Source organism: Paenibacillus yanchengensis (assembly GCF_042684845.1).
GTDB lineage: Bacteria > Bacillota > Bacilli > Paenibacillales > Paenibacillaceae > Pristimantibacillus > Pristimantibacillus yanchengensis.
Genome location: NZ_JBHUMH010000021.1, coordinates 31783 through 50876 on the forward strand (window position 1 = coordinate 31783; position 19094 = coordinate 50876).

Sequence of the window (19094 nt, forward strand, 5' to 3'; positions counted from 1 at the left end):
ATAGATTAGCTAAAAATAAGGAGAGCAATGAGGTCGTATAGATAAATTGCTCTTTTTTATTTATAAATAAGGATTGTTCCTACACTGCAAAGTAGATTATGATGAAACTATAGTACTTATTCACCGTACAATATAGAAGTAATTTATTATGAGGAGGAATATCAATGAGTGTTTTTGATCGTTTATTTAGAATTGGGAAAGCAAATGTAAACCATGCGATCGATAAAATGGAAGATCCGGTAAAAATGATTGATCAAATATTGCGTGAGATCGATAAAGACTTGGAGAAAGTGACAGCTGCTACAACGTCTCAAATAGCAGTTGAAAAACGTTTTGAACGTGAACTGAATGCAGCTAAAGAAATGGCAGAAAAACGTGAGCAACAAGCGATACAAGCTTTATCAGGAGGCGACGAGCAGTTAGCGCGTGAAGCATTGACGGATAAAAAGCGTTTCGACGACAAAGTATCCAAAATACAAGCAAGCTACGATCAAGCCAAAGCAAGCTCCGACAGACTAAAACAGCAATTGCAAGATATGAAAGAGCGCGTTGCTGAAATGAAAACGCAGCGTAGTACTTTAATTGCACAAGCAGAAGCGGCAAAAGCACAAGAGAAAATCAATCAAGTGATGTCCAACGTAGGCACTGAAGATCTTGGCGCTGTATTTACAAAAATGGAAGATAAAATCTTGAAAATGCGTGATCAAGCAGAAGCGGCACAAACATTAGCAAATGAAGGACAAGAATTAGATCGAAAAATGGATCAGTTGCTAAAAGAAACGCGAGACAGTGCAGTAGAAGATGAACTAGCTAAGCTGAAAGCAGATCTAGAAAACAATAAATCATCGTAGTACTTATAATACTTATAGTAACAAGGGGCTGTCCAAAAAAGTCAGTAAAAACTGACTGAACGGGCAGCTTTTTTGGTTATTGTACGAAGTGGCTGATAGCGTACGGTTTGTATGAGAAAACGTATAAAAGTACATGTGAAGTGGCTAGAAACGTAGGTTTTGTATGAGAAAACGTATAAACCGACATGTCAAGTGGCTAGAAACGTAGTGTTTGTATGAAAAAACGTATAAAGGACTGTGCAATGGGTAATGACGTAAGGTTTCATACGAAAAAACGTATAAAATTGGTTTTTTGAAGGTTGTATTAAGCAATGCAAACGTTACAAATGCAAAAAGGATAGTAATATGTAAGCAGTCCAATAGTCCAATAGTCCAATAGTCCAATAGTCCAATTGGCTCATACATTATCTAACATGTATGAGCTTGCTTATTTTGTTTATAGTATGAATACATATTTCGAGAATGGGTCTAATGGTCTTCATGGTCTAATGGATGCATCGGTTTGCAAGGAAAGGCGTTTGATTTGACTATGCATCCTCAAAAAAATTATAATGAATAGGCATGATTGTAAGTAGTTTGAACGGATTTAGGAAAGAGAGGGATGTAATTGCTCGCGTTATTAAAACATTTGAAGCCTTATCGCACATTTGTTATAGCCGTGTTATTAATGATGTTTGCAGGAATTATGTTGGAATTATATTTACCTACATTAATGGCTGGATTGGTAGATAACGGCATAGCAAAAAGTGATATCAATTATGTATGGCGTACTGGTGGAATTATGCTTGTCTGTACAATATTGGCTGTTGGTTTAACGATTTTTGTTACGTACTTGTCGTCGCGAATAACGCAAGGGTTTAGTCGTGATGTGAGGAGGATGTTGTTTACCCATGTTGAAGGGTTATCGATGGAACAATTTGATCGATTAGGAACTGCCTCGCTAATTACACGCACCACTAATGATATTCGCCAAGTACAGGATGTTATCTCGATGATGCTCAGTATGATGACCCGTGCACCAATTATGTTGATTGGTGGAATAATACTTGCTTTATCTCGAGATGTGACATTATCGATAGTATTTTTGGTAACTCTCCCGGTGTTAGCTATTATTATTTTCTTTGTTACTCGAAAAGTTATACCTTTATTTAGTGTGCTACAGAAAAAGACGGATCGTTTAAACTTATTGCTTCGTGAATCATTGATCGGTACACGTGTTGTACGTGCGTTCAATCGAACGCAGTTTGAGAAAGATCGATTCCAGACTGCCAATGAAGATTATAGAGATACTGGTATTCGTGTAAACCGTATTTTGGCTGTTCTTTACCCCATCATGATGATTGCTATGAACGCCACCAGTATTATGATCGTGTGGTTTGGAGCTGGCAGAATTGATCAAGGTGCGATGCAGGTCGGAAATCTGATGGCTTTTTTACAATATGCGATGATGATTTTAATGTCTTTAATTATGTTGTCCATGGCTTTTGTAGCCATTCCACGCGCACAAGCTTCTGCCAAACGAATCAATGAAGTATTCGCATTACAATCAGCGAAGCAGGAAGTGAAAAGTGACATTGTGTTAGGTGAAGATGTGCAGCAACAAGGTGCAGTCATTTCATTCGAACAAGTATCATTCCGATATGCAGGTGCAGAAAAACATGCACTAAAAGATATTAGTTTTACTGCAAAACCAGGTCAAACGACAGCGATTATCGGTAGTACTGGTTCTGGAAAATCCACTTTACTTAAATTAATTCCACGCTTTTATGATCCTGAAATAGGAAAAATAACGATAAATGGTGTAGCTACTAACTTGTTAGATGTGGATGAATTACGTTCTTTGATCGGTTATATTCCTCAAAAAGCATCGCTATTTCGTGGAACTATTCGACATAACCTGCGATTCGGTAATCCGCATACGACCGATCAACTGGAGCAGCAAGCGTTGGAAATAGCGCAAGCAACTAATTTTGTAAATAGCAAAGAAAAAGGAATTTTGGATGAAGTAAGTCAAGGTGGCGGAAATTTATCCGGAGGGCAAAAACAACGTCTTTCCATCGCTCGGGCATTAGCGCGTCAACCACTTATTTACTTATTCGATGACAGTTTCTCTGCACTCGATTATAAAACAGATGCGAAGTTGCGTGCAGCGTTAAAACAAGTGACAGAAAAATCAACCGTTATTATCGTTGCGCAACGAGTAAATACCATTATCGATGCGGATCAAATCATCGTCCTTCATGATGGAGAAGTTGCTGGTACAGGCACACATGAACAACTGTTGAAGAGCAATATCATTTATCAAGAAATTGTTCAGTCTCAGCAGATGGAGGAGGAGAGTGTATGAATAGGGGCAGAGGAGGTGGAGGACATAAACATCAAGGTCACCACCAAGTTGAAAAACCGAAACAATTTAAAAAATCATTAAAAAGATTATTATCCTACTTACATCCCCAAAGATTTAATATCACATTAGTCGTTATAGCTACAATATTGGGAACAGTATTTAGTGTTATTAGCCCTAAATTACTTGGTGATGCTACATCGTCTTTATTTGATAGTGTGACAAAGGGATTGCCCGTCGATTTTGCTTTTTTAGGAAAAATATTAATTGGTTTAGGCGCTCTATATTTATCTACAGCCGTATTTGGTTTTTTCCAACAATTTATTATGGCAACGGTCGCTCAAAAAACTTCAGCAAAAATTCGTGGTGAAGTGTTTGAGAAATTGACTCGATTACCACTCAAATATTTTGATAAACATCCATACGGTGATATTTTAAGTCGTGCAGTGAATGACGTTGATAGTATTAATAACTCGCTGCAACAAGCTATTACTCAAATTGTATCTTCTATTATTACCGTTGTTGGTATTGTGGCGATGATGTTTTACATTAGCCCGTGGTTAGCTTTAGTTGTGTTGCTAACATTGCCGCTAAGTGTGGTCATCATCCAGATGGTTGTGAAACGATCCCAAAAGTATTTTGTTGGGCAACAAGCAAGACTTGGTGATGTCAATGGGCATATCGAAGAAATGTATAGTGGTCATCAAGTGGTGAAAGCATATGGATATGAACAACAATCGATCGCTTCTTTTAATGAAATGAATGATGAGCTGTATGAAGCAAGTCGTAAAGCGCAATTTATGTCCGGCATTATGATGCCGCTGATGATGTTTGTTAATAATTTGAGCTACGTTTTTGTTAGTTTAGTTGGTGGTTTTTTAGTTATTAGTGGCAGCATTCGTGTTGGTGATGTGCAAGCGTTCATCCAGTATACACAACAGTTAGGTCAGCCTATGTCGCAAATAGCCGGCTTGTCAACCATGTTACAGACAGCAATAGCTGCTGCTGAGCGTGTTTTCGACTTGCTTGATGAGGAAGAAGAACTGCAACAGCAGGCGACGTACAACAAGCTTGAGAAGCTGCAAGGTCGATTACACTTCGACCATATATCATTTGGCTATGATCCAGAAAAACCGGTCATTCGCAATTTGAATTTGGAAGTGGATGAAGGGCAGACAATCGCTATTGTTGGACCGACAGGAGCTGGGAAAACAACGATGATTAATTTGCTAATGCGGTTTTATGAACCGAGCAGCGGTCGGATCTTGTTAGATGGTATCGACTATAACCAGATGAGCCGTGAGCAAGTAAGAAGTAGGTTTGCTATGGTTATTCAAGACACATGGTTATTCCAAGGGACAATTCGTGATAATATCGCCTATGGTAAAGAAGGGGCAACAGAGGAAGAAATTGTGCACGCGGCAAAAAGTGCGTTTGCGGATGACTTTATTCGAACGTTGCCAGATGGGTATAATACGTTGCTTGGTGAAGATGCTTCCAACATATCCCAAGGTCAACGACAATTGATTACTATCGCTAGGGCGCTTCTATCTAATCCTTTGATTTTAATTTTGGATGAGGCAACAAGTAGTGTAGATACACGTACAGAAATGAATATCCAACGTGCCATGCACGTACTGATGAAAGATCGGACTAGTTTTGTCATTGCCCATCGTTTATCGACGATACGGGATGCAGATTTGATATTAGTGATGAATCATGGAGAAATTATCGAGCAAGGAACACATGAACAGTTAATGGCGCAACATGGGTTTTATGCAGACCTGCATAATAGTCAGTTTACGGATCATGTTACAGAAGAGGAATATGAGCATACGAAACAACCAATGATGACTTAAAGGAAAACCGTCAACGAATTATTGTAATAATTCGTTGACGGTTTTATTAATTGATTCGATATTTGGCATTGGTGTTTGCTCGTTATCTAGTTTATATTTTTCTTTTAACAGTAATATACGCTTTACACTTTCATCCAGCCGTTCCTTCGAAATACGTCCTTCCGTAACAGCTTCGTTAATCGCTTGTACCACTTTTCGTTGCAGCTTAGGTTGGTGTCCAACTAAAATAATATCTGTCCCAGCTATAAGGGATTGAACGGCAGCTTCGCCTATATTCCAATGGTCCGTTATTCCACCCATAGTCATATCATCGCTAATTACTACACCATCATAGTTCATTTTATCACGCAGTAATCCAGTTATAGCGGCGGTTGACATCGAAGCTGGATAAGTGTCATCAATTGCTGGAATTAATAAATGACCAATCATAACCATATCAACATAATGTTCTAGTGCTGCTGCAAAAGGTTGTAGTTCAAAATTTTCTAATTCGACTAAAGACTTTTCAATTAGCGGTAAATCCAAATGAGAATCAACGGATGTATCACCATGCCCAGGAAAATGTTTGATAGAAGTGGCGATTTGTTGTGATTGGATACCTTGCATTACAGCTATACCATGATCTATTACCTGATCAGGCGTTGTTCCAAAAGCGCGCATCCCAATGACGGGATTGTTTGGATTGCTATTAATATCTAATACAGGTGCAAACGTTAAATTAAAGCCGACGGCTTGTAATTGTAAGCCGATTGCTTGACCGAAATTGGTCGCATAATCTGGTTTATCGTTGTTTACTAGCGTTCCTGGTTCTGGCAATGCCGACAGTTGTTTTGGTAGTCGACTTACTTTGCCGCCTTCTTGATCGACACCAAGCCACAGAGGAATGGCATTATTCGTATGCTGCCAATCTTTCATCTCGTTCAACAACGTATTCGTTTGCTTGACTGTATCAATGTTTCTTTTGTATAAAATAATACCGCCCAAATGATAAGATTGGAGCATGGAAATGGTTTGTTTCGTTACTGTTTGATTGTCGATCCCAAACAATAATAATTGCCCGATTTTTTGTTCTGTAGTTAACGATGCTAGCAGTTTATCTACGGATGAGGATGCGGCATTATCGTTGGGTATCATCGTATTTTCAGTTGGTTGTGGTGTAGCTTCATTTTTTTCGGTTTCCACAGTTTGATTATTCGTATGTTGCTCTGTCTTATTGTTATAGTCTCTGTCGTTAGTAGTACTACAACTAGTAGTAGTTATGATGACTAAGCATAGTAGACAAAAAACAGTAGATCTCTTAGTTAGTAATAATAAATAGCTCTGTAGATTATCCATTACGTACCTCCTTGTATAAGCGGAATAACATAAGTTTTATGATAACTAGTATTTGTTAACAAACAATTGTCTATACGCTGTTGGTGTAACGCCCTCATGCTCCATAAAACGTTTGTTGAAGTAACTAACACTAGGATAACCGGAATCTTTGGCAATTTGACCAATAGATGCAAGTGGACGTTCTAATAGCCGTTGTTTTGCCATCTGTAGCCGACAGCGGGTCATAAACTCAATAGGTGTCATTTCCGTAATGGAACGAAATAGTTTACTAAAATAAAAGGTACTCACTTGCAGCTCATTTGCCCATCGTTCTAAGGAAAAAGGTTCAGCTGCTTCTAATTGCATAATTGGCAACAATGCTAGTATCCGCTGTTCGGAATTAATAGAGTGATGATTACCGAGTGGTACGGCATATTCGATAAACGTTGTTATTAAAGCATAAGTAAGTGTGGATAATTTACCTAAATTAATCATCCTATTTTTTTCGGATTCTTCAAGTAACTGCTCATGAGCATCGATAAAAAGTTCTGGTTGTCTTAAGCGCCATAATGGATGACGATGCAATTGTCGAGCGATAAAATATTCCGGTAAACTGTCCCCGTAAAAATGAATCCAGCGCATATCCCAAGGATCGTCTTCGCTACTATAGTAATGTTGTTTTTGCAGCGGAAAATAAAGAAAAGCATCTCCAGCAGTTAAAGTAAGCACTTGATCATCTATTTCAATAAACCCTTTTCCAGAAACGACGAAATGAATATTAAAATTGTTGAGCGCTCCGCTGGAACGATTGACGTAATGATCGGGAAAATTAATATAGTGCCCAATGGATTCTGGCATACAAAAGTAACGACTATCGAGCAAGGTAAGTAAGTGTGTTTGCCGCTTATACAAGCACGAAACCTCCAATGACAAAATAGTTTTAATGAACATCAAAATAATATCATTTTAATTTTAAACTTATCGCTTTATAATAACAATATATTATTAATTAAATAATATTAATATTTTTTTGAGGTGATAGTTGGATGAGCACAAAGAAGCTAAGATGGGGAATTATGGGTAACGCAGGAATTGCTCGTGGCTCTGTAATACCAGGTGTACAACTTTCCGAACTGAACGAAGTTGCAGCGATTGCAAGTAGAAATTTAGAACAAGCACAACAAACAGCAGACAAGTTTAATATTGCTACAGCGTATGGTAGTTATGAAGAGTTGTTGCAGGATGAAACGCTAGATATTATATATATACCGCTTCCTAATCATCTCCATAAACCGTGGACGATTAAAGCGCTAGAAGCAGGTAAACACGTATTATGTGAAAAACCAATTACGTTGACTGCTGCTGAAGCGGAAGAAATAGCAGTAGTAAGTGAAAAAACCGGAAAATTAGTAGCAGAAGCATTTATGTATCGTTATCATCCTCGTTATGAGCAGATCAAACAAATTATGGCATCAGGTGAAATTGGTGACGTGCGTCATATCTATAGTTCCTTCACCTTTAATAATGCTGGTGATTCTAAAAACGTTCGTTACAAGAAAGAGTGGGGTGGCGGATCGATTTATGATGTAGGTTGTTATCCAATTAATGTCGCTCGTTTATTGTTGGATGCTGAGCCAGAAGCAGCAACAGTACATGCACTGTTGTCACCTGAACATGATCATGTCGATATGATGGCAGCCGGTTTGCTAGAATTCCCTAACCATATTGCACTGAGCTTTGACTGTGGGATGTGGGCAGCTTTCCGTAATCCGCTTGAAATACTCGGAACAAAAGGGAAAATTAGAGTTCCATCTGCTTTCGTTACAGGATCTCCTGGTAGTGGAAACTTCTTCGTAGAAGCAGACGGCGTAGAACGAGAAGTTGTCGTAGAACATAAAAATGCTTATGCTTTGCAAGCAGACCATTTGGCAAGAGCGGTAAAGGGTGAAAGCACACTTTCCTTCTCGATAGATGATGCAGTAAAAAATATGAAAGTCATTGATGCTTGTTTGAAGTCAGCAGAGGAAAGAATTCGTGTAGTTATACAATAGCAATTGACTTTTACAACGGATAGGAGGAAGTTACGGTGGAGTATATTAAGGTAGATGGTGTAGATAAACCAGTTAGTAACTTGATGAAAGGTACAGATTATTTTTATCATGATCGTTATGAGTTAGTGAAAACTAATATTGATGCGTACTTAGAAATAGGTGGAAATTGTTTTGATTCCGCGCATATATATTGCGGGGGGCAAAGTGAGGAAGTACTTGGTCGTTATATGAAAGAGCACGGTAATCGTGATAAACTAGTCATATTGACGAAAGGGGCTCACCATGATCAACATGGACCACGAGTAACCAAAAAAGATATTGAAGCAGATTTAACAGACAGTTTGCGTAGATTACAAACAGACTTTATCGATATGTATGGTCTACATCGTGATGATCCCAATAGACCAGTTAGCGAAATTATAGATGCGCTTAATGAGCATGTTAAAGCTGGAAAAGTAGGAGCTATCGGTGTATCGAACTGGACATGGCAACGAATTAAAGAAGCTAATGAGTACGCTGCGTCGAATGGGTTGGTTGGCTTTACATTTAATAGCCCTAACCTTAGTTTAGCAAAAGCGAATGAACCATTTTGGACAGGTTGTGTATCTGCTGATGATGAAACTGCTAAGTGGCATGAAGAAGTTCAATTACCATTGTTTTCTTGGTCATCACAAGCTCGTGGTTTCTTTACAGGACGCTTCACACCAGAAGATCGTGACAATGCTGATCTAGTTCGTGTCTTCTATAGCGATGATAACTGGGAGCGTTTGAATAGAGCTACCAAGCTAGCTGCTCAAAAAGGGGTAACGGCAATTCAAATTGCATTAGCTTACGTATTAAATCAACCGTTTCCTACTTGCGCACTTATTGGTGCACAAAATGTAGAAGAATTAAAATCATGCGATGAAGGAGCAAAAATTAGATTAACTAAAACAGAAATGGATTGGTTAGACTTAACTAACCGTGCTCCTGAACTATAATTAATATAAAAAAACCAATATTATTTGTCGCTGCTTGATTACTCCAAAGCAGGCGCATATAATATTGGTTTTTGTTTATTCCGTTTTGAAAAGTGTAGCAATGGAACCGCCGTTAGTAATAATTTCAATCGCAGTTGCCAGTAAGGAAGCGAGCGACAAGATAACAAGTTTGTCATGTGCTGGTTGATCTAATGCTATCGTATCGGTAACTACAATTTCTGTAATATTGGGATGTTGCAGTCTAGTAAGTGCTTGATCAGAAAACAATCCGTGTGTTGCGCAGATTAAAGCATCGTTAGCACCACGCTTTTTTAAAGCTTCGACCACATTAACGATCGTCCCACCCGTATCAATTAAATCTTCAATAATGATCGGAGTTTTACCTTCTACCTCTCCAATAATATGGGTGATTTCTGTTTGATTATGATTAGGGCGATTTTTGATCATAATTGCAAATGGCCAATCTAATAAATCAGCTAGTTTTTCAGCTGTTTTGGCACGTCCCGCATCTGGGGAGACAACGACAGGATGAGCAATATTTTTTTTCTGCAAATAATCAATAATGCTATCAAGCGCTGTAAGATGATCAACGGGAATTTTGAAAAATCCTTGTATCGGTGCAGCGTGCAAGTCTACTGTAATAATTCGATCTGCACCAGCAGTTGTTATAATATCTGCTACCATCTTTGCTGATATTGGCTCACGTGGCGCTGATTTACGCTCTTGGCGGGCATAGCCATAGTAGGGCATAATAATATTGATCGTTTTGGCAGAAGCACGTTTGGCTGCATCTATCATAATGAGTAGCTCTACTAAAAGTTCGTTGACAGGATGGGAGAGTGATTGAACGATAAATACATCATAACCACGTACAGTTTCTTGATAAGAAACATATATTTCACCACTTTCCATCGTTTCGATCGTCACTTTACCTAGTGATAGTTGAAGATGTTCGCATAGACGTTCAGCGAGTGGTTTGTTTGAAGAACCTGCAAAAATTTTGAGCATTTCGTTCATCCTCTCCAATCTAGTCTCTAATTATTTGTAGAGTAAAGCATTTATTATCGCAAATTAATAATGTCTACGAATGGATCAACTTCTGCTTCATAATCGACACCATCTGTTTCAAAACCAAATAGTTGGAAAAATTCTCTATGATATCCTTTTAAATCGGACAAATCATAAACATTTTCAGTAGTTAATTGTTCCCAAATCTCAGCAACTTCCGCTTGAATATTAGCTTTCATTTCCCAGTCGTCAACACGGATTAAACGGCGCTCATCTACAGCCGTACCAGCTTCGTTATACAAACGATCTGCGAACAAACGATACATTTGTTCAATACAACCTTCATGTATTTGCTGTTCTTTCATTACTTTATACAAAGCAGATATATATAATGGCACAACTGGAATGGCAGAACTCGATTGTGTTACGAGTGCTTTATTAACGGACACATATGCACGACCACCAGTTGATGATAATTGTTCATGTAATCTGTTTGCTGTTTCCTCTAAATCTTTTTTTGCCGCACCGATCGTCCCATCTAAATAGACAGCGTGAGTAATTTCTGGTCCTAAGTAGGAGTAGGCAACCGTTGTAGCGTCTTCCGTTAATACATTTGCAGCTTGCAGCTGTTCTATCCACATTTGCCAATCTTCGCCACCCATTACTGCAATGGTTTGTCTTAATTCATCTTCTGTTGCAGGTTCTATTGTTGCAATTGAAACTTCACCCGAATGGAAGTTAACCGTTTTGTTACTGTAAGTCTCGCCCAAAGGTTTAATAACGGAAGAGAATGTTTCTCCTGTTTTAGGATGCGTTCTTCTTGGAGAAGCAACGGAATAGACGACTAGGTCAATTTTTCCTAATTGAGATTGAATAAGATTAATTGTCTTTTCTTTAATTTCATCGGAAAATGCATCACCAACAATGCTGTAAGACTTTAATCCGGCTTCACTAGCCGCTTGTTCAAAGGCAGCTGAATTATACCAGCCCGCTGAAGCGGTACGAGTGCCCTCCGCGGCTTTGTCGAAGTATACACCAATTGTATTAGCATTAGATCCAAAAGCAGCTACAATACGTGAAGCAAGCCCATAACCAGTCGATGCACCGATTACGAGTACATTTTTGGGTCCGCTTATAGCTGGCTGAGCTTTTACATAATTGATTTGACGTTCTACTTGTTTGGCACAACCGACAGGGTGTGCTGTTGTACATATAAATCCACGTGATTTTGGTTTTATTATCATGAGAAATTTATCCTTTCCGTAGCAAATATAATTGGATATGTAGTTATGTTCATCCATCCCCTTTATTTTACCGATATTATCTGTCAAATGGAAGGGATAATAATAAAGGGCTGTACAGAAAGTCATGGAAAGGTAGATTGTACGATAAATCGTATAAACGGTTATGGGTAGACCCTTGAATGCAAGCTTTGTATGATTTATCGTATAAACGGTCATGGGCAGACCCTTGGATTGCAAGCTTTGTACGACTTATCGTATAAATAGTCATGAACAGACCCTTGGAATACAAGCTTTGTACGATTTATCGTATGAAAATTAAGATCCGCCTCGTTGCTTTCCTTCGAAACAGTATAAAAAAAGTTGAACGGAAAAATTACATTTTCCCGCTCAACTTTTTGATTTTGGGGACTTATATAACTGCCCAGGTGTTACGATTGTTGTGGAAAGGTTTACTATTATTTAATCTGAGATCGCTATCAAAACAAATAGCGGAAGAAGTTGTTAACTACGTCCAGCTAGTTGCTGTTGTGCCATTTGTACAAGACGACGGGTAATTGAACCACCAATAGAACCCATATCACGTGTAGTCATATTGCCATAGTAGCCATCTTGTGGAAGGGAAATACCTAGTTCTTGTGCAACTTCATATTTCATTTGTTCTAGAGCTGCTCGTGCTTGAGGTACTACGAGAGAATTGTTGTTAGCCATGTTTATCAACCTCCTTCTGAAGCTAGTATGTATCGCTAGTGAATGAATTATTCGTATATCTTGTATTTTTTTAAAAAAATAAAAAAGCTAAGTTATTTTAGGCTTTTCGCCATAGATAACTTAGCTAGTTCTTTATTGATTATTTATATTGTGGTAACCAGTCACCATGTGCTTCAATTAAATCGTCGCACATTGCTACGATATCATCCATTGAAAGCTCAGCAGATGTATGCGGATCAAGCATAGCTGCATGATAAATATGCTCTTTCTTTTGCGTTACTGCTGCTTCTAATGTTAATAATTGCGTATTAATGTTCGTGCGATTAAGTGCTGCTAGTTGTGGAGGTAAATTACCAATATAAGTAGGTTGTACGCCGTTGCGGTCTACTAAACAAGGTACTTCGACACAAGCTTCACGCGGCAAGTTAGCGATTAGACCACCTGTATTCATGACATTTCCGCCAATTTTGAATGGTATATCTGTTTCCATTGCTTCAAAAATATAAGATGCATATTCATGGCTACGGTGATGCTCCAAGTTAACATTGTTAACTAGCTCTTCACGCATTGTTTTCCACTTTTCGATTTGCTCCACACAGCGACGTGGATATTCATCCAACGGAATATTGAATCGTTCGATCAATTCCGGATAGTTACGTTTAATGAAATACGGATGATATTCAGCATTGTGCTCCGATGATTCCGTAATGTAATAACCAAATTTCAACATCATTTCGAAACGAACCATATCAGGATGTTTTTCTGCTTGTTTTTGTAAAGCTCTTCTTTTAATTTCTGGATATAAATCTACGCCGTCTTTACTAACATCAAGCAACCAAGCCATATGGTTAATACCAGCAATATTCCATTTTACACCAGTTGTGTCGATGTCGAGTGACTTGAACAATTCTGGCACACATACTTGAACGCTATGACACAAACCAACTGTATTTACTCCACCATAAGTAATCATCGCATTTGTTAACACAGCCATAGGGTTAGTGTAATTTAAAAATAAAGCGTCAGGGCATACTTCATTAATGTCACGAGCAATGTCAAGCATTACAGGAATTGTTCGCAAATTTCGGAATATTCCGCCAATTCCAATTGTATCAGCGATCGTTTGTCGTAAACCATACTTTTTAGGGATTTCAAAGTCGGTAATCGTACATGGATCATAGCCACCTACTTGGATAGCATTAACAATATATTTAGCGCCGCGAAGTGCATCTTTACGATCTGTATAAGATTTAATAGTACAAGTACTATTGCTTGTTTTTTTCAAATTGAGTAGCATTTGCTCAGAATCTTTTAATCGCTCTAAATCAATATCAAATAGTGCTAATTCAAACCCTTGCAATGCAGGTGTTTGCATCACGTCACCAAGTATATTTTTGGCAAAGACAGAACTTCCAGCTCCGATAAATGTAATTTTGGACAATTTAAACATCCTCCTTTAGAATTAGGGGTAATACGTATTGTTATTTAAATATGCTTGTTGTTATAAGCTCTATTTACACTTAGTATAGTGGAGTGCTGCTATTATGAACATGGAAGTAACGCATCTATATATGGAGTAATGTCGCAAATTTTGGAGGTAATTAAATGCAAGATCATCATTATTTTTCAGTATCGTTAAATGCAGTTCCATTAAAAAAAGAAATGTCTGTCTTGTTTAGCGGTGAAGGTGAACCGGTTGGACGACATTACATTGGCCCTGCAGTGCATGATTATTATTTGCTTCATATTGTTAAATCGGGTGTCGGCGTGTTTGAAACACTTGGGACAACCACGATTTGCAGTGCAGGAGATGTTTTTGTTACTTTTCCAGATATACTAATGAAATATGAAGCAGATGCACAAAACCCATGGACATATAGCTGGGTAGCATTCAGTGGAGACGTAGTAGAAGAAGCATTGCAAAGTGTTGGTATTACACCGGATCAAGCAGTAATTGGTAATTGCTCCATCGAAACATTCACATTATTGATGAAAGAAGTTCGCCAAAGTTTGGAAATCGAGCTGACTCCTGAGTTAGGAAATATGCGATCTGCTGCTTTATTACGTACGATTTTGTATGAACTTGGCGCACAAAAAGCACGTAACGATATTGCTATTGGAAAAGAGCTGCAAAAGCCTGTTCGATCCGCATCACAGTCTTTTAAAGTTGTGGATCAAGCGATTCAAATGTTTTCTTTGCAATACGGTCGGCACTTATCCATTGAAACCATTGCTCATACACTTGGTTATCATCGGGCACATTTAACGAAGTTGTTTAAAGAAGCGACCGGAATGTCGCCTCAACAATATTTATTTAAAGTAAGAATGAAAAAAGCAGAAGAACTGCTTCTCACAGATTTAACTATTACGCAAATTGCTGCATCCGTCGGCTATAGTGATCCGTTATTTTTTAGTAAACAGTTTCGCAAATGGAGTGGAATGACGCCAACTGCATTTCGGCTGCAACAGCAACAACAATAATCATTTGGTCGCATCGCTATTAAGTTGATGTGGATAACTTTTTTACGGAACGACGTTTTTGCAAATGAGCTGGTAACACAATTTTTCGGTATGGGAGCTCTGCTTCCCGTTCTTGAATACGATCCACTAACATCTGAATACCCAAATATCCAAACTGATAGGCTTGTTGTGCTGCAACGGTCAAAAATGGCTTGCTTTCGGAATATGGTCCCAAATCGTCAAAACAAACGAGCGATAATTGCTCTGGAACATCAATATTTTGCTCCTCTAATACACGTAAAATTTCTACTGCTAATATGTTGTTACCAGCAACAATGGCAGTAGGAGGTGGCGTTAGTTGCTTGAGCCATTCAGACAAACGAGAAAGATCATGCTTTGCTCCAAAACTTGCTTCATAAATATAATTTTCGTGCAGCTCGATTTGGTTTAGTAATAATCCTTCACGATAGCCTTGCAGTCGGAGCCTAGCACTAGAGATGGACGAGTCACCATTGACTAGTGCGATTCGTTGATGACCATTTTCGATCAAATGTTCTACTAGTTCACGTGCTCCTTCTTTACTGTCTCCAAGTACAATATCACAATTGATACCAGGTACTTCTCGGTCGAGTAATACCAGTGGTACTTTGTGTTTGTGTAGTGCTTCGAGATTGGCTAAGGAAGGGTCACCTGTTGGAGCAATAAGTACACCATCGACCCGCATCGTTAAAATGGTCGAAATGTAGTCAGCTTCTTTTTCTAAATCCTCATCACTATTTCCAAATAGAAGGCGATATCCATTCTTTTTGGCAGCATCCTCTGCACCACGCGCTACCGTCATATAGAAAGGATTGGTAATATCTGTAATTAATAAAAAAAGTAATTTCGTTTGTTGTAATACTAAATTACGAGCAGTTTGGTTAGGTACATAGTTCATCTCCTCCATTACTCGCTTTACTTTCGCTCTTGTTTTTTCGCTTATTTTTCCAGTGTTATTGATAACTCTGGAAACCGTCATTGCTGAAACATTCGCTTTTGCTGCTACATCATATATTGTAACCATCTGTCTAGCTCCTTATTAATCATTCCTAATTATTATCATACTCAAAATCTATCGTTGACAGCAAGAGAATAAGTTGTTAGATTAAAGTTATCGGTAACATTTATTATCATATGGGAGGGCTTACAATGTCAATTGAAAAACATAGGTTTGCAAGTGGATTTCCGAAAATAGGTATTCGACCAACGATTGATGGTCGTCGTCGAGGTGTTCGTGAGTCGCTTGAAGAACAAACGATGAATATGGCCAAAGCTACTGCTGCTTTAATATCAGAAAATTTACGCTATCCGAATGGAGAGCCTGTAGAATGTGTCATTGCAGATACTACTATTGGTGGCGTAGCAGAAGCTGCTGCATGTGCTGATAAATTTGCTAAAGAAAATGTAGGGGTATCGATAACAGTAACGCCTTGTTGGTGTTATGGAACGGAAACGATGGATATGGATCCATCTATTCCAAAAGCAGTATGGGGATTCAATGGAACGGAAAGACCAGGTGCGGTTTATTTAGCTGCTGTATTGTCTGGTTATGCTCAAAAAGGTCTACCTGCCTTCGGTATTTATGGAGAACAAGTGCAAGATGCGACAGATACTTCCGTGCCAGATGATGTGAAAGGGAAAATCATTTCATTCGCTCGTGCTGGATTAGCGGTTTCTTACATGCGCGGCAAAGCGTATTTGTCCATGGGATCTGTTTCCATGGGAATTGCAGGCTCTATTGTAGATGATAGTTTCTTCCAAGAGTATCTTGGTATGCGTAATGAGTATATCGATATGTCAGAATTTGTACGTCGTATCAATGAAGGTATATATGATGATCAAGAGTTTGAAAAAGCAATGGCATGGGTTAAAGAAAACTGTATTGAAGGATCTGATATTAACGATCCAGCAATTCAGCAATCTCGTGAGAAAAAAGATGAGAACTGGGAAACAGTTGTAAAAATGACGCAAATTGCTCGTGACTTAATGATTGGTAATCCGCGTCTTGCTGAGCTTGGTTTTGAAGAAGAAGCAATGGGACACCATGCGGTAGTATCTGGATTCCAAGGACAACGTCAGTGGACGGATCATTTCCCGAACGGTGACTTTATGGAAGCAATGCTGAATTCCTCGTTCGATTGGAACGGAATTAGAGCGCCATATATGGTAGCTACAGAAAATGATAGCTTGAATGGTGCGGTAATGTTGTTCGGAAACTTGCTGACGAATACAGCCCAAATATTTGCGGATGTGCGTACATATTGGGGAGCAGAATCCGTAAAACGTGTGACTGGTTATGAACTGCCAGGTGCTGCAGCCAATGGTATTTTGCACTTAATTAACTCTGGATCAGCGACATTAGACGGTACAGGAGAGCAATCTAGAGATGGCGAGCCTGTTATGAAGCCACACTGGGAAATTACGCAAGAAGAAGCAGACAAATGTTTGGAAGCTACTTCGTGGCGTCCAGCTAACGTAGGTTACTTTCGTGGCGGTGGATATTCCTCCGATTACTTGTCCAAAGGCGGTATGCCAATGACAATGTCACGTTTGAATATTGTAAAAGGCTTAGGACCTGTATTACAAATTGCCGAAGGATATTCGGTAGAGCTACCGCAAGAAGTACATGATGTATTAGACGATCGTACCGATCCAACTTGGCCAACGACATGGTTTGCACCAATTGTTACGGGCGAAGGTGCGTTTACTTCTGTCTATGACGTAATGAACAATTGGGGTGCTAACCACGGTTCGATAAGCTATGGACATATCGGCGCAGATCTTATCACGCTTGCTTCCATGTTACGTATTCCAGTAAGTATGCATAACGTTGCGGATGAGAAAATATTCCGTCCACGTGCTTGGAGCTTGTTTGGTACAGAACAACTAGAAGCAGCTGACTTTAGAGCATGTACTAACTTTGGTCCTTTATATAAGTAGAAAGATGTAGGTGTTAACGATGAGCAGTCAAGCGATTAGAGAAGAACTTTGTAAATATGCCAAAAAAGTAGTAGCAAATAAATTAGTCGTAGGTCCGGGCGGTAATCTAAGTGCAAAGTTTGAAGGATTTATGTACTTATCACCAAGTGGCTTTGCTCTTGATGAAATTGAACCTGACCAATGGGTAGAAGTGAATATAGAAACAGGAGCGATTACTGATACGGGGTTCCGTCCTTCGTCTGAAGTGTTGATGCATTTGTATGCATATCGTGCTAATCCGGATATTGGTGCTATTGTGCATACTCATCCACCGTATTGTATTGCCTTTACATTAGTGGAAGAAGAACTGCCAATTATGTTCCCAGACCAAGCAGCACTAGTAGGCAAAACATTATATTTACCATACGTACTGCCAACGACAGACAAATTAGCGGATGCTTATGCAGCTGTTGTAAATGAAGCAAGTACAGTATTACTTGGTAATCATGGACTTGTAACAACGGGACGTAATTTGCGAGAAGCTTATTATAGAACAGAAGTTGTAGAGGAAAGTGCAAAAATATTTTTGATTGCCAAAGCGATCAAAGAACCTAAAGTGTTAACAGATGCAGAATACGAAGAAATAGCATCACTGGAAAGTGAAGCTTATCGCGTACAACTGCTACAAAAGATGCAATAATCGAGCAATCCTGCCATAATGAATAGAAGCATAGTAAGAGTATATTTATGAAAAGTGGTGACGCAATGTTAAAAGGAATTCCAGCTATCATTTCACCTGAACTGTTGAAAGTACTAATGGAAATGGGACATAGCGATGAGATAGTTTTCGCAGATGGTAACTTTCCGGCAGCAAGCCATGCGCAAAGGTTAATTCGTGCAGATGGGCATTCGATTCCTGATTTGCTAGATGCTGTTATGCAAGTATTCCCATTAGATCAATATGTCGATCAACCAGCTGCCTTAATGGCGGTAACGCCAGGCGATCCTATTGCAACACCAATCTGGGATGAATACAAAGCAATCGTTGACAAGCATGAGTCTAGCGAAGGAAAATTCGAAGAGATGGAACGGTTTGCGTTTTATGAGCGAGCTAAAAAAGCTTATGCAATCGTAGCTACAGGCGAAAAAGCACTTTATGCTAACTTGATATTGAAAAAAGGCGTAGTGAAATAATAACTAAAAATAATTTTCTATAATGATGAAAAGCCAGAAAGAACGTAAAATGTTCTATCTGGCTTTTTAAGTGTACCCATACAGTATAGCTCCATCTTTAACTAAAACTATCCAACGCAATCT

Annotated in this window: 16 protein-coding genes; 9 read left to right on the plus strand and 7 right to left on the minus strand. The window is 38.8% G+C overall.

Translation table 11 applies throughout. The features are described 5' to 3' along the window. Positions 1–164 precede the first annotated feature (164 nt). From ACFSTH_RS10065 to ACFSTH_RS10075, 3 genes are all read left to right on the plus strand, one after another. Positions 165–851 (plus strand): PspA/IM30 family protein, encoded by a 687-nt coding sequence (locus tag ACFSTH_RS10065; RefSeq protein WP_377774430.1) that lies wholly within the window; start codon positions 165–167, stop codon positions 849–851. A 607-nt stretch (positions 852–1458) separates the two neighbouring features. Beyond that, positions 1459–3198, plus strand: a complete 1740-nt coding sequence (locus tag ACFSTH_RS10070; RefSeq protein ID WP_377774428.1) for an ABC transporter ATP-binding protein — start codon at positions 1459–1461, stop codon at positions 3196–3198. Continuing rightward, complete coding sequence (locus ACFSTH_RS10075; protein WP_377774426.1) at positions 3195–5054, plus strand: ABC transporter ATP-binding protein; 1860 nt, start codon at positions 3195–3197, stop codon at positions 5052–5054. Before ACFSTH_RS10070 ends, ACFSTH_RS10075 begins: the two co-directional genes overlap by 4 nt. An 18-nt stretch (positions 5055–5072) precedes the next feature. Here ACFSTH_RS10075 and nagZ read toward each other — a convergent pair whose 3' ends face one another. Beyond that, positions 5073–6389: a beta-N-acetylhexosaminidase gene (nagZ, locus tag ACFSTH_RS10080; protein ID WP_377774424.1), complete on the minus strand. Its 1317-nt coding sequence runs from the start codon at positions 6387–6389 to the stop codon at positions 5073–5075. Positions 6390–6434: 45 nt separating this feature from the next. Then, complete coding sequence (locus ACFSTH_RS10085) at positions 6435–7226, minus strand: helix-turn-helix transcriptional regulator (protein ID WP_377774508.1); 792 nt, start codon at positions 7224–7226, stop codon at positions 6435–6437. 188 nt (positions 7227–7414) lie between these two features. Here ACFSTH_RS10085 and ACFSTH_RS10090 point away from each other — a divergent pair, with 188 nt between their 5' ends. Both ACFSTH_RS10090 and ACFSTH_RS10095 read left to right on the plus strand, forming a co-directional pair. After that, positions 7415–8419, plus strand: a complete 1005-nt coding sequence (locus tag ACFSTH_RS10090) for a Gfo/Idh/MocA family protein (protein ID WP_377774422.1) — start codon at positions 7415–7417, stop codon at positions 8417–8419. 83 nt (positions 8420–8502) lie between these two features. Beyond that, positions 8503–9399, plus strand: a complete 897-nt coding sequence (locus ACFSTH_RS10095) for an aldo/keto reductase (protein ID WP_377774506.1) — start codon at positions 8503–8505, stop codon at positions 9397–9399. A 75-nt stretch (positions 9400–9474) separates the two neighbouring features. Here ACFSTH_RS10095 and ACFSTH_RS10100 read toward each other — a convergent pair whose 3' ends face one another. From ACFSTH_RS10100 to melA, 4 genes are all read right to left on the minus strand, one after another. Then, positions 9475–10416: a ribose-phosphate diphosphokinase gene (locus tag ACFSTH_RS10100; RefSeq protein WP_377774420.1), complete on the minus strand. Its 942-nt coding sequence runs from the start codon at positions 10414–10416 to the stop codon at positions 9475–9477. 44 nt (positions 10417–10460) lie between these two features. Next, positions 10461–11651, minus strand: a complete 1191-nt coding sequence (gene fabV, locus ACFSTH_RS10105; protein ID WP_377774418.1) for an enoyl-ACP reductase FabV — start codon at positions 11649–11651, stop codon at positions 10461–10463. 501 nt (positions 11652–12152) lie between these two features. After that, positions 12153–12359: a small, acid-soluble spore protein, alpha/beta type gene (locus ACFSTH_RS10110; RefSeq protein ID WP_377774416.1), complete on the minus strand. Its 207-nt coding sequence runs from the start codon at positions 12357–12359 to the stop codon at positions 12153–12155. Between the two features lie 139 nt (positions 12360–12498). Continuing rightward, positions 12499–13800, minus strand: a complete 1302-nt coding sequence (melA, locus tag ACFSTH_RS10115; protein WP_377774414.1) for an alpha-glucosidase/alpha-galactosidase — start codon at positions 13798–13800, stop codon at positions 12499–12501. A 164-nt stretch (positions 13801–13964) separates the two neighbouring features. Between melA and ACFSTH_RS10120 the strand changes: the two genes are divergently transcribed. Then, a complete protein-coding gene (locus ACFSTH_RS10120; RefSeq protein WP_377774412.1) occupies positions 13965–14840 on the plus strand; it encodes an AraC family transcriptional regulator in 876 nt (291 codons plus the stop codon). A 19-nt stretch (positions 14841–14859) separates the two neighbouring features. On the opposite strand, the gene ACFSTH_RS10125 is transcribed toward ACFSTH_RS10120, so the two are convergent. Beyond that, positions 14860–15882, minus strand: a complete 1023-nt coding sequence (locus ACFSTH_RS10125) for a LacI family DNA-binding transcriptional regulator (RefSeq protein ID WP_377774410.1) — start codon at positions 15880–15882, stop codon at positions 14860–14862. A gap of 125 nt (positions 15883–16007) precedes the next feature. Here ACFSTH_RS10125 and ACFSTH_RS10130 point away from each other — a divergent pair, with 125 nt between their 5' ends. The 3 genes from ACFSTH_RS10130 to fucU all read left to right on the plus strand — a co-directional run bounded on the left by ACFSTH_RS10130 (position 16008) and on the right by fucU (position 18971). Further along, positions 16008–17798 (plus strand): L-fucose isomerase, encoded by a 1791-nt coding sequence (locus ACFSTH_RS10130; protein ID WP_377774408.1) that lies wholly within the window; start codon positions 16008–16010, stop codon positions 17796–17798. Between the two features lie 19 nt (positions 17799–17817). After that, complete coding sequence (locus ACFSTH_RS10135) at positions 17818–18477, plus strand: class II aldolase/adducin family protein (RefSeq protein WP_377774406.1); 660 nt, start codon at positions 17818–17820, stop codon at positions 18475–18477. A gap of 65 nt (positions 18478–18542) precedes the next feature. Continuing rightward, positions 18543–18971: an L-fucose mutarotase gene (fucU, locus tag ACFSTH_RS10140; protein WP_377774504.1), complete on the plus strand. Its 429-nt coding sequence runs from the start codon at positions 18543–18545 to the stop codon at positions 18969–18971. The last annotated feature ends 123 nt before the right edge of the window (positions 18972–19094 follow it).

What these genes read in the sequence shown, in the direction of transcription:
- ACFSTH_RS10065 (WP_377774430.1), top strand. Translation starts at nt 165, where the DNA reads ATGAGTGTTTTTGATCGTTTATTTAGAATTGGGAAAGCAAATGTAAAC.
- ACFSTH_RS10075 (WP_377774426.1), top strand. Translation starts at nt 3,195, where the DNA reads ATGAATAGGGGCAGAGGAGGTGGAGGACATAAACATCAAGGTCACCAC.
- nagZ (WP_377774424.1), bottom strand. Translation starts at nt 6,389, where the DNA reads ATGGATAATCTACAGAGCTATTTATTATTACTAACTAAGAGATCTACT.
- ACFSTH_RS10085 (WP_377774508.1), bottom strand. Translation starts at nt 7,226, where the DNA reads ATGCCAGAATCCATTGGGCACTATATTAATTTTCCCGATCATTACGTC.
- ACFSTH_RS10090 (WP_377774422.1), top strand. Translation starts at nt 7,415, where the DNA reads ATGAGCACAAAGAAGCTAAGATGGGGAATTATGGGTAACGCAGGAATT.
- ACFSTH_RS10095 (WP_377774506.1), top strand. Translation starts at nt 8,503, where the DNA reads ATGAAAGGTACAGATTATTTTTATCATGATCGTTATGAGTTAGTGAAA.
- ACFSTH_RS10100 (WP_377774420.1), bottom strand. Translation starts at nt 10,416, where the DNA reads ATGAACGAAATGCTCAAAATTTTTGCAGGTTCTTCAAACAAACCACTC.
- fabV (WP_377774418.1), bottom strand. Translation starts at nt 11,651, where the DNA reads ATGATAATAAAACCAAAATCACGTGGATTTATATGTACAACAGCACAC.
- ACFSTH_RS10110 (WP_377774416.1), bottom strand. Translation starts at nt 12,359, where the DNA reads ATGGCTAACAACAATTCTCTCGTAGTACCTCAAGCACGAGCAGCTCTA.
- ACFSTH_RS10120 (WP_377774412.1), top strand. Translation starts at nt 13,965, where the DNA reads ATGCAAGATCATCATTATTTTTCAGTATCGTTAAATGCAGTTCCATTA.
- ACFSTH_RS10125 (WP_377774410.1), bottom strand. Translation starts at nt 15,882, where the DNA reads ATGGTTACAATATATGATGTAGCAGCAAAAGCGAATGTTTCAGCAATG.
- ACFSTH_RS10130 (WP_377774408.1), top strand. Translation starts at nt 16,008, where the DNA reads ATGTCAATTGAAAAACATAGGTTTGCAAGTGGATTTCCGAAAATAGGT.
- ACFSTH_RS10135 (WP_377774406.1), top strand. Translation starts at nt 17,818, where the DNA reads ATGAGCAGTCAAGCGATTAGAGAAGAACTTTGTAAATATGCCAAAAAA.
- fucU (WP_377774504.1), top strand. Translation starts at nt 18,543, where the DNA reads ATGTTAAAAGGAATTCCAGCTATCATTTCACCTGAACTGTTGAAAGTA.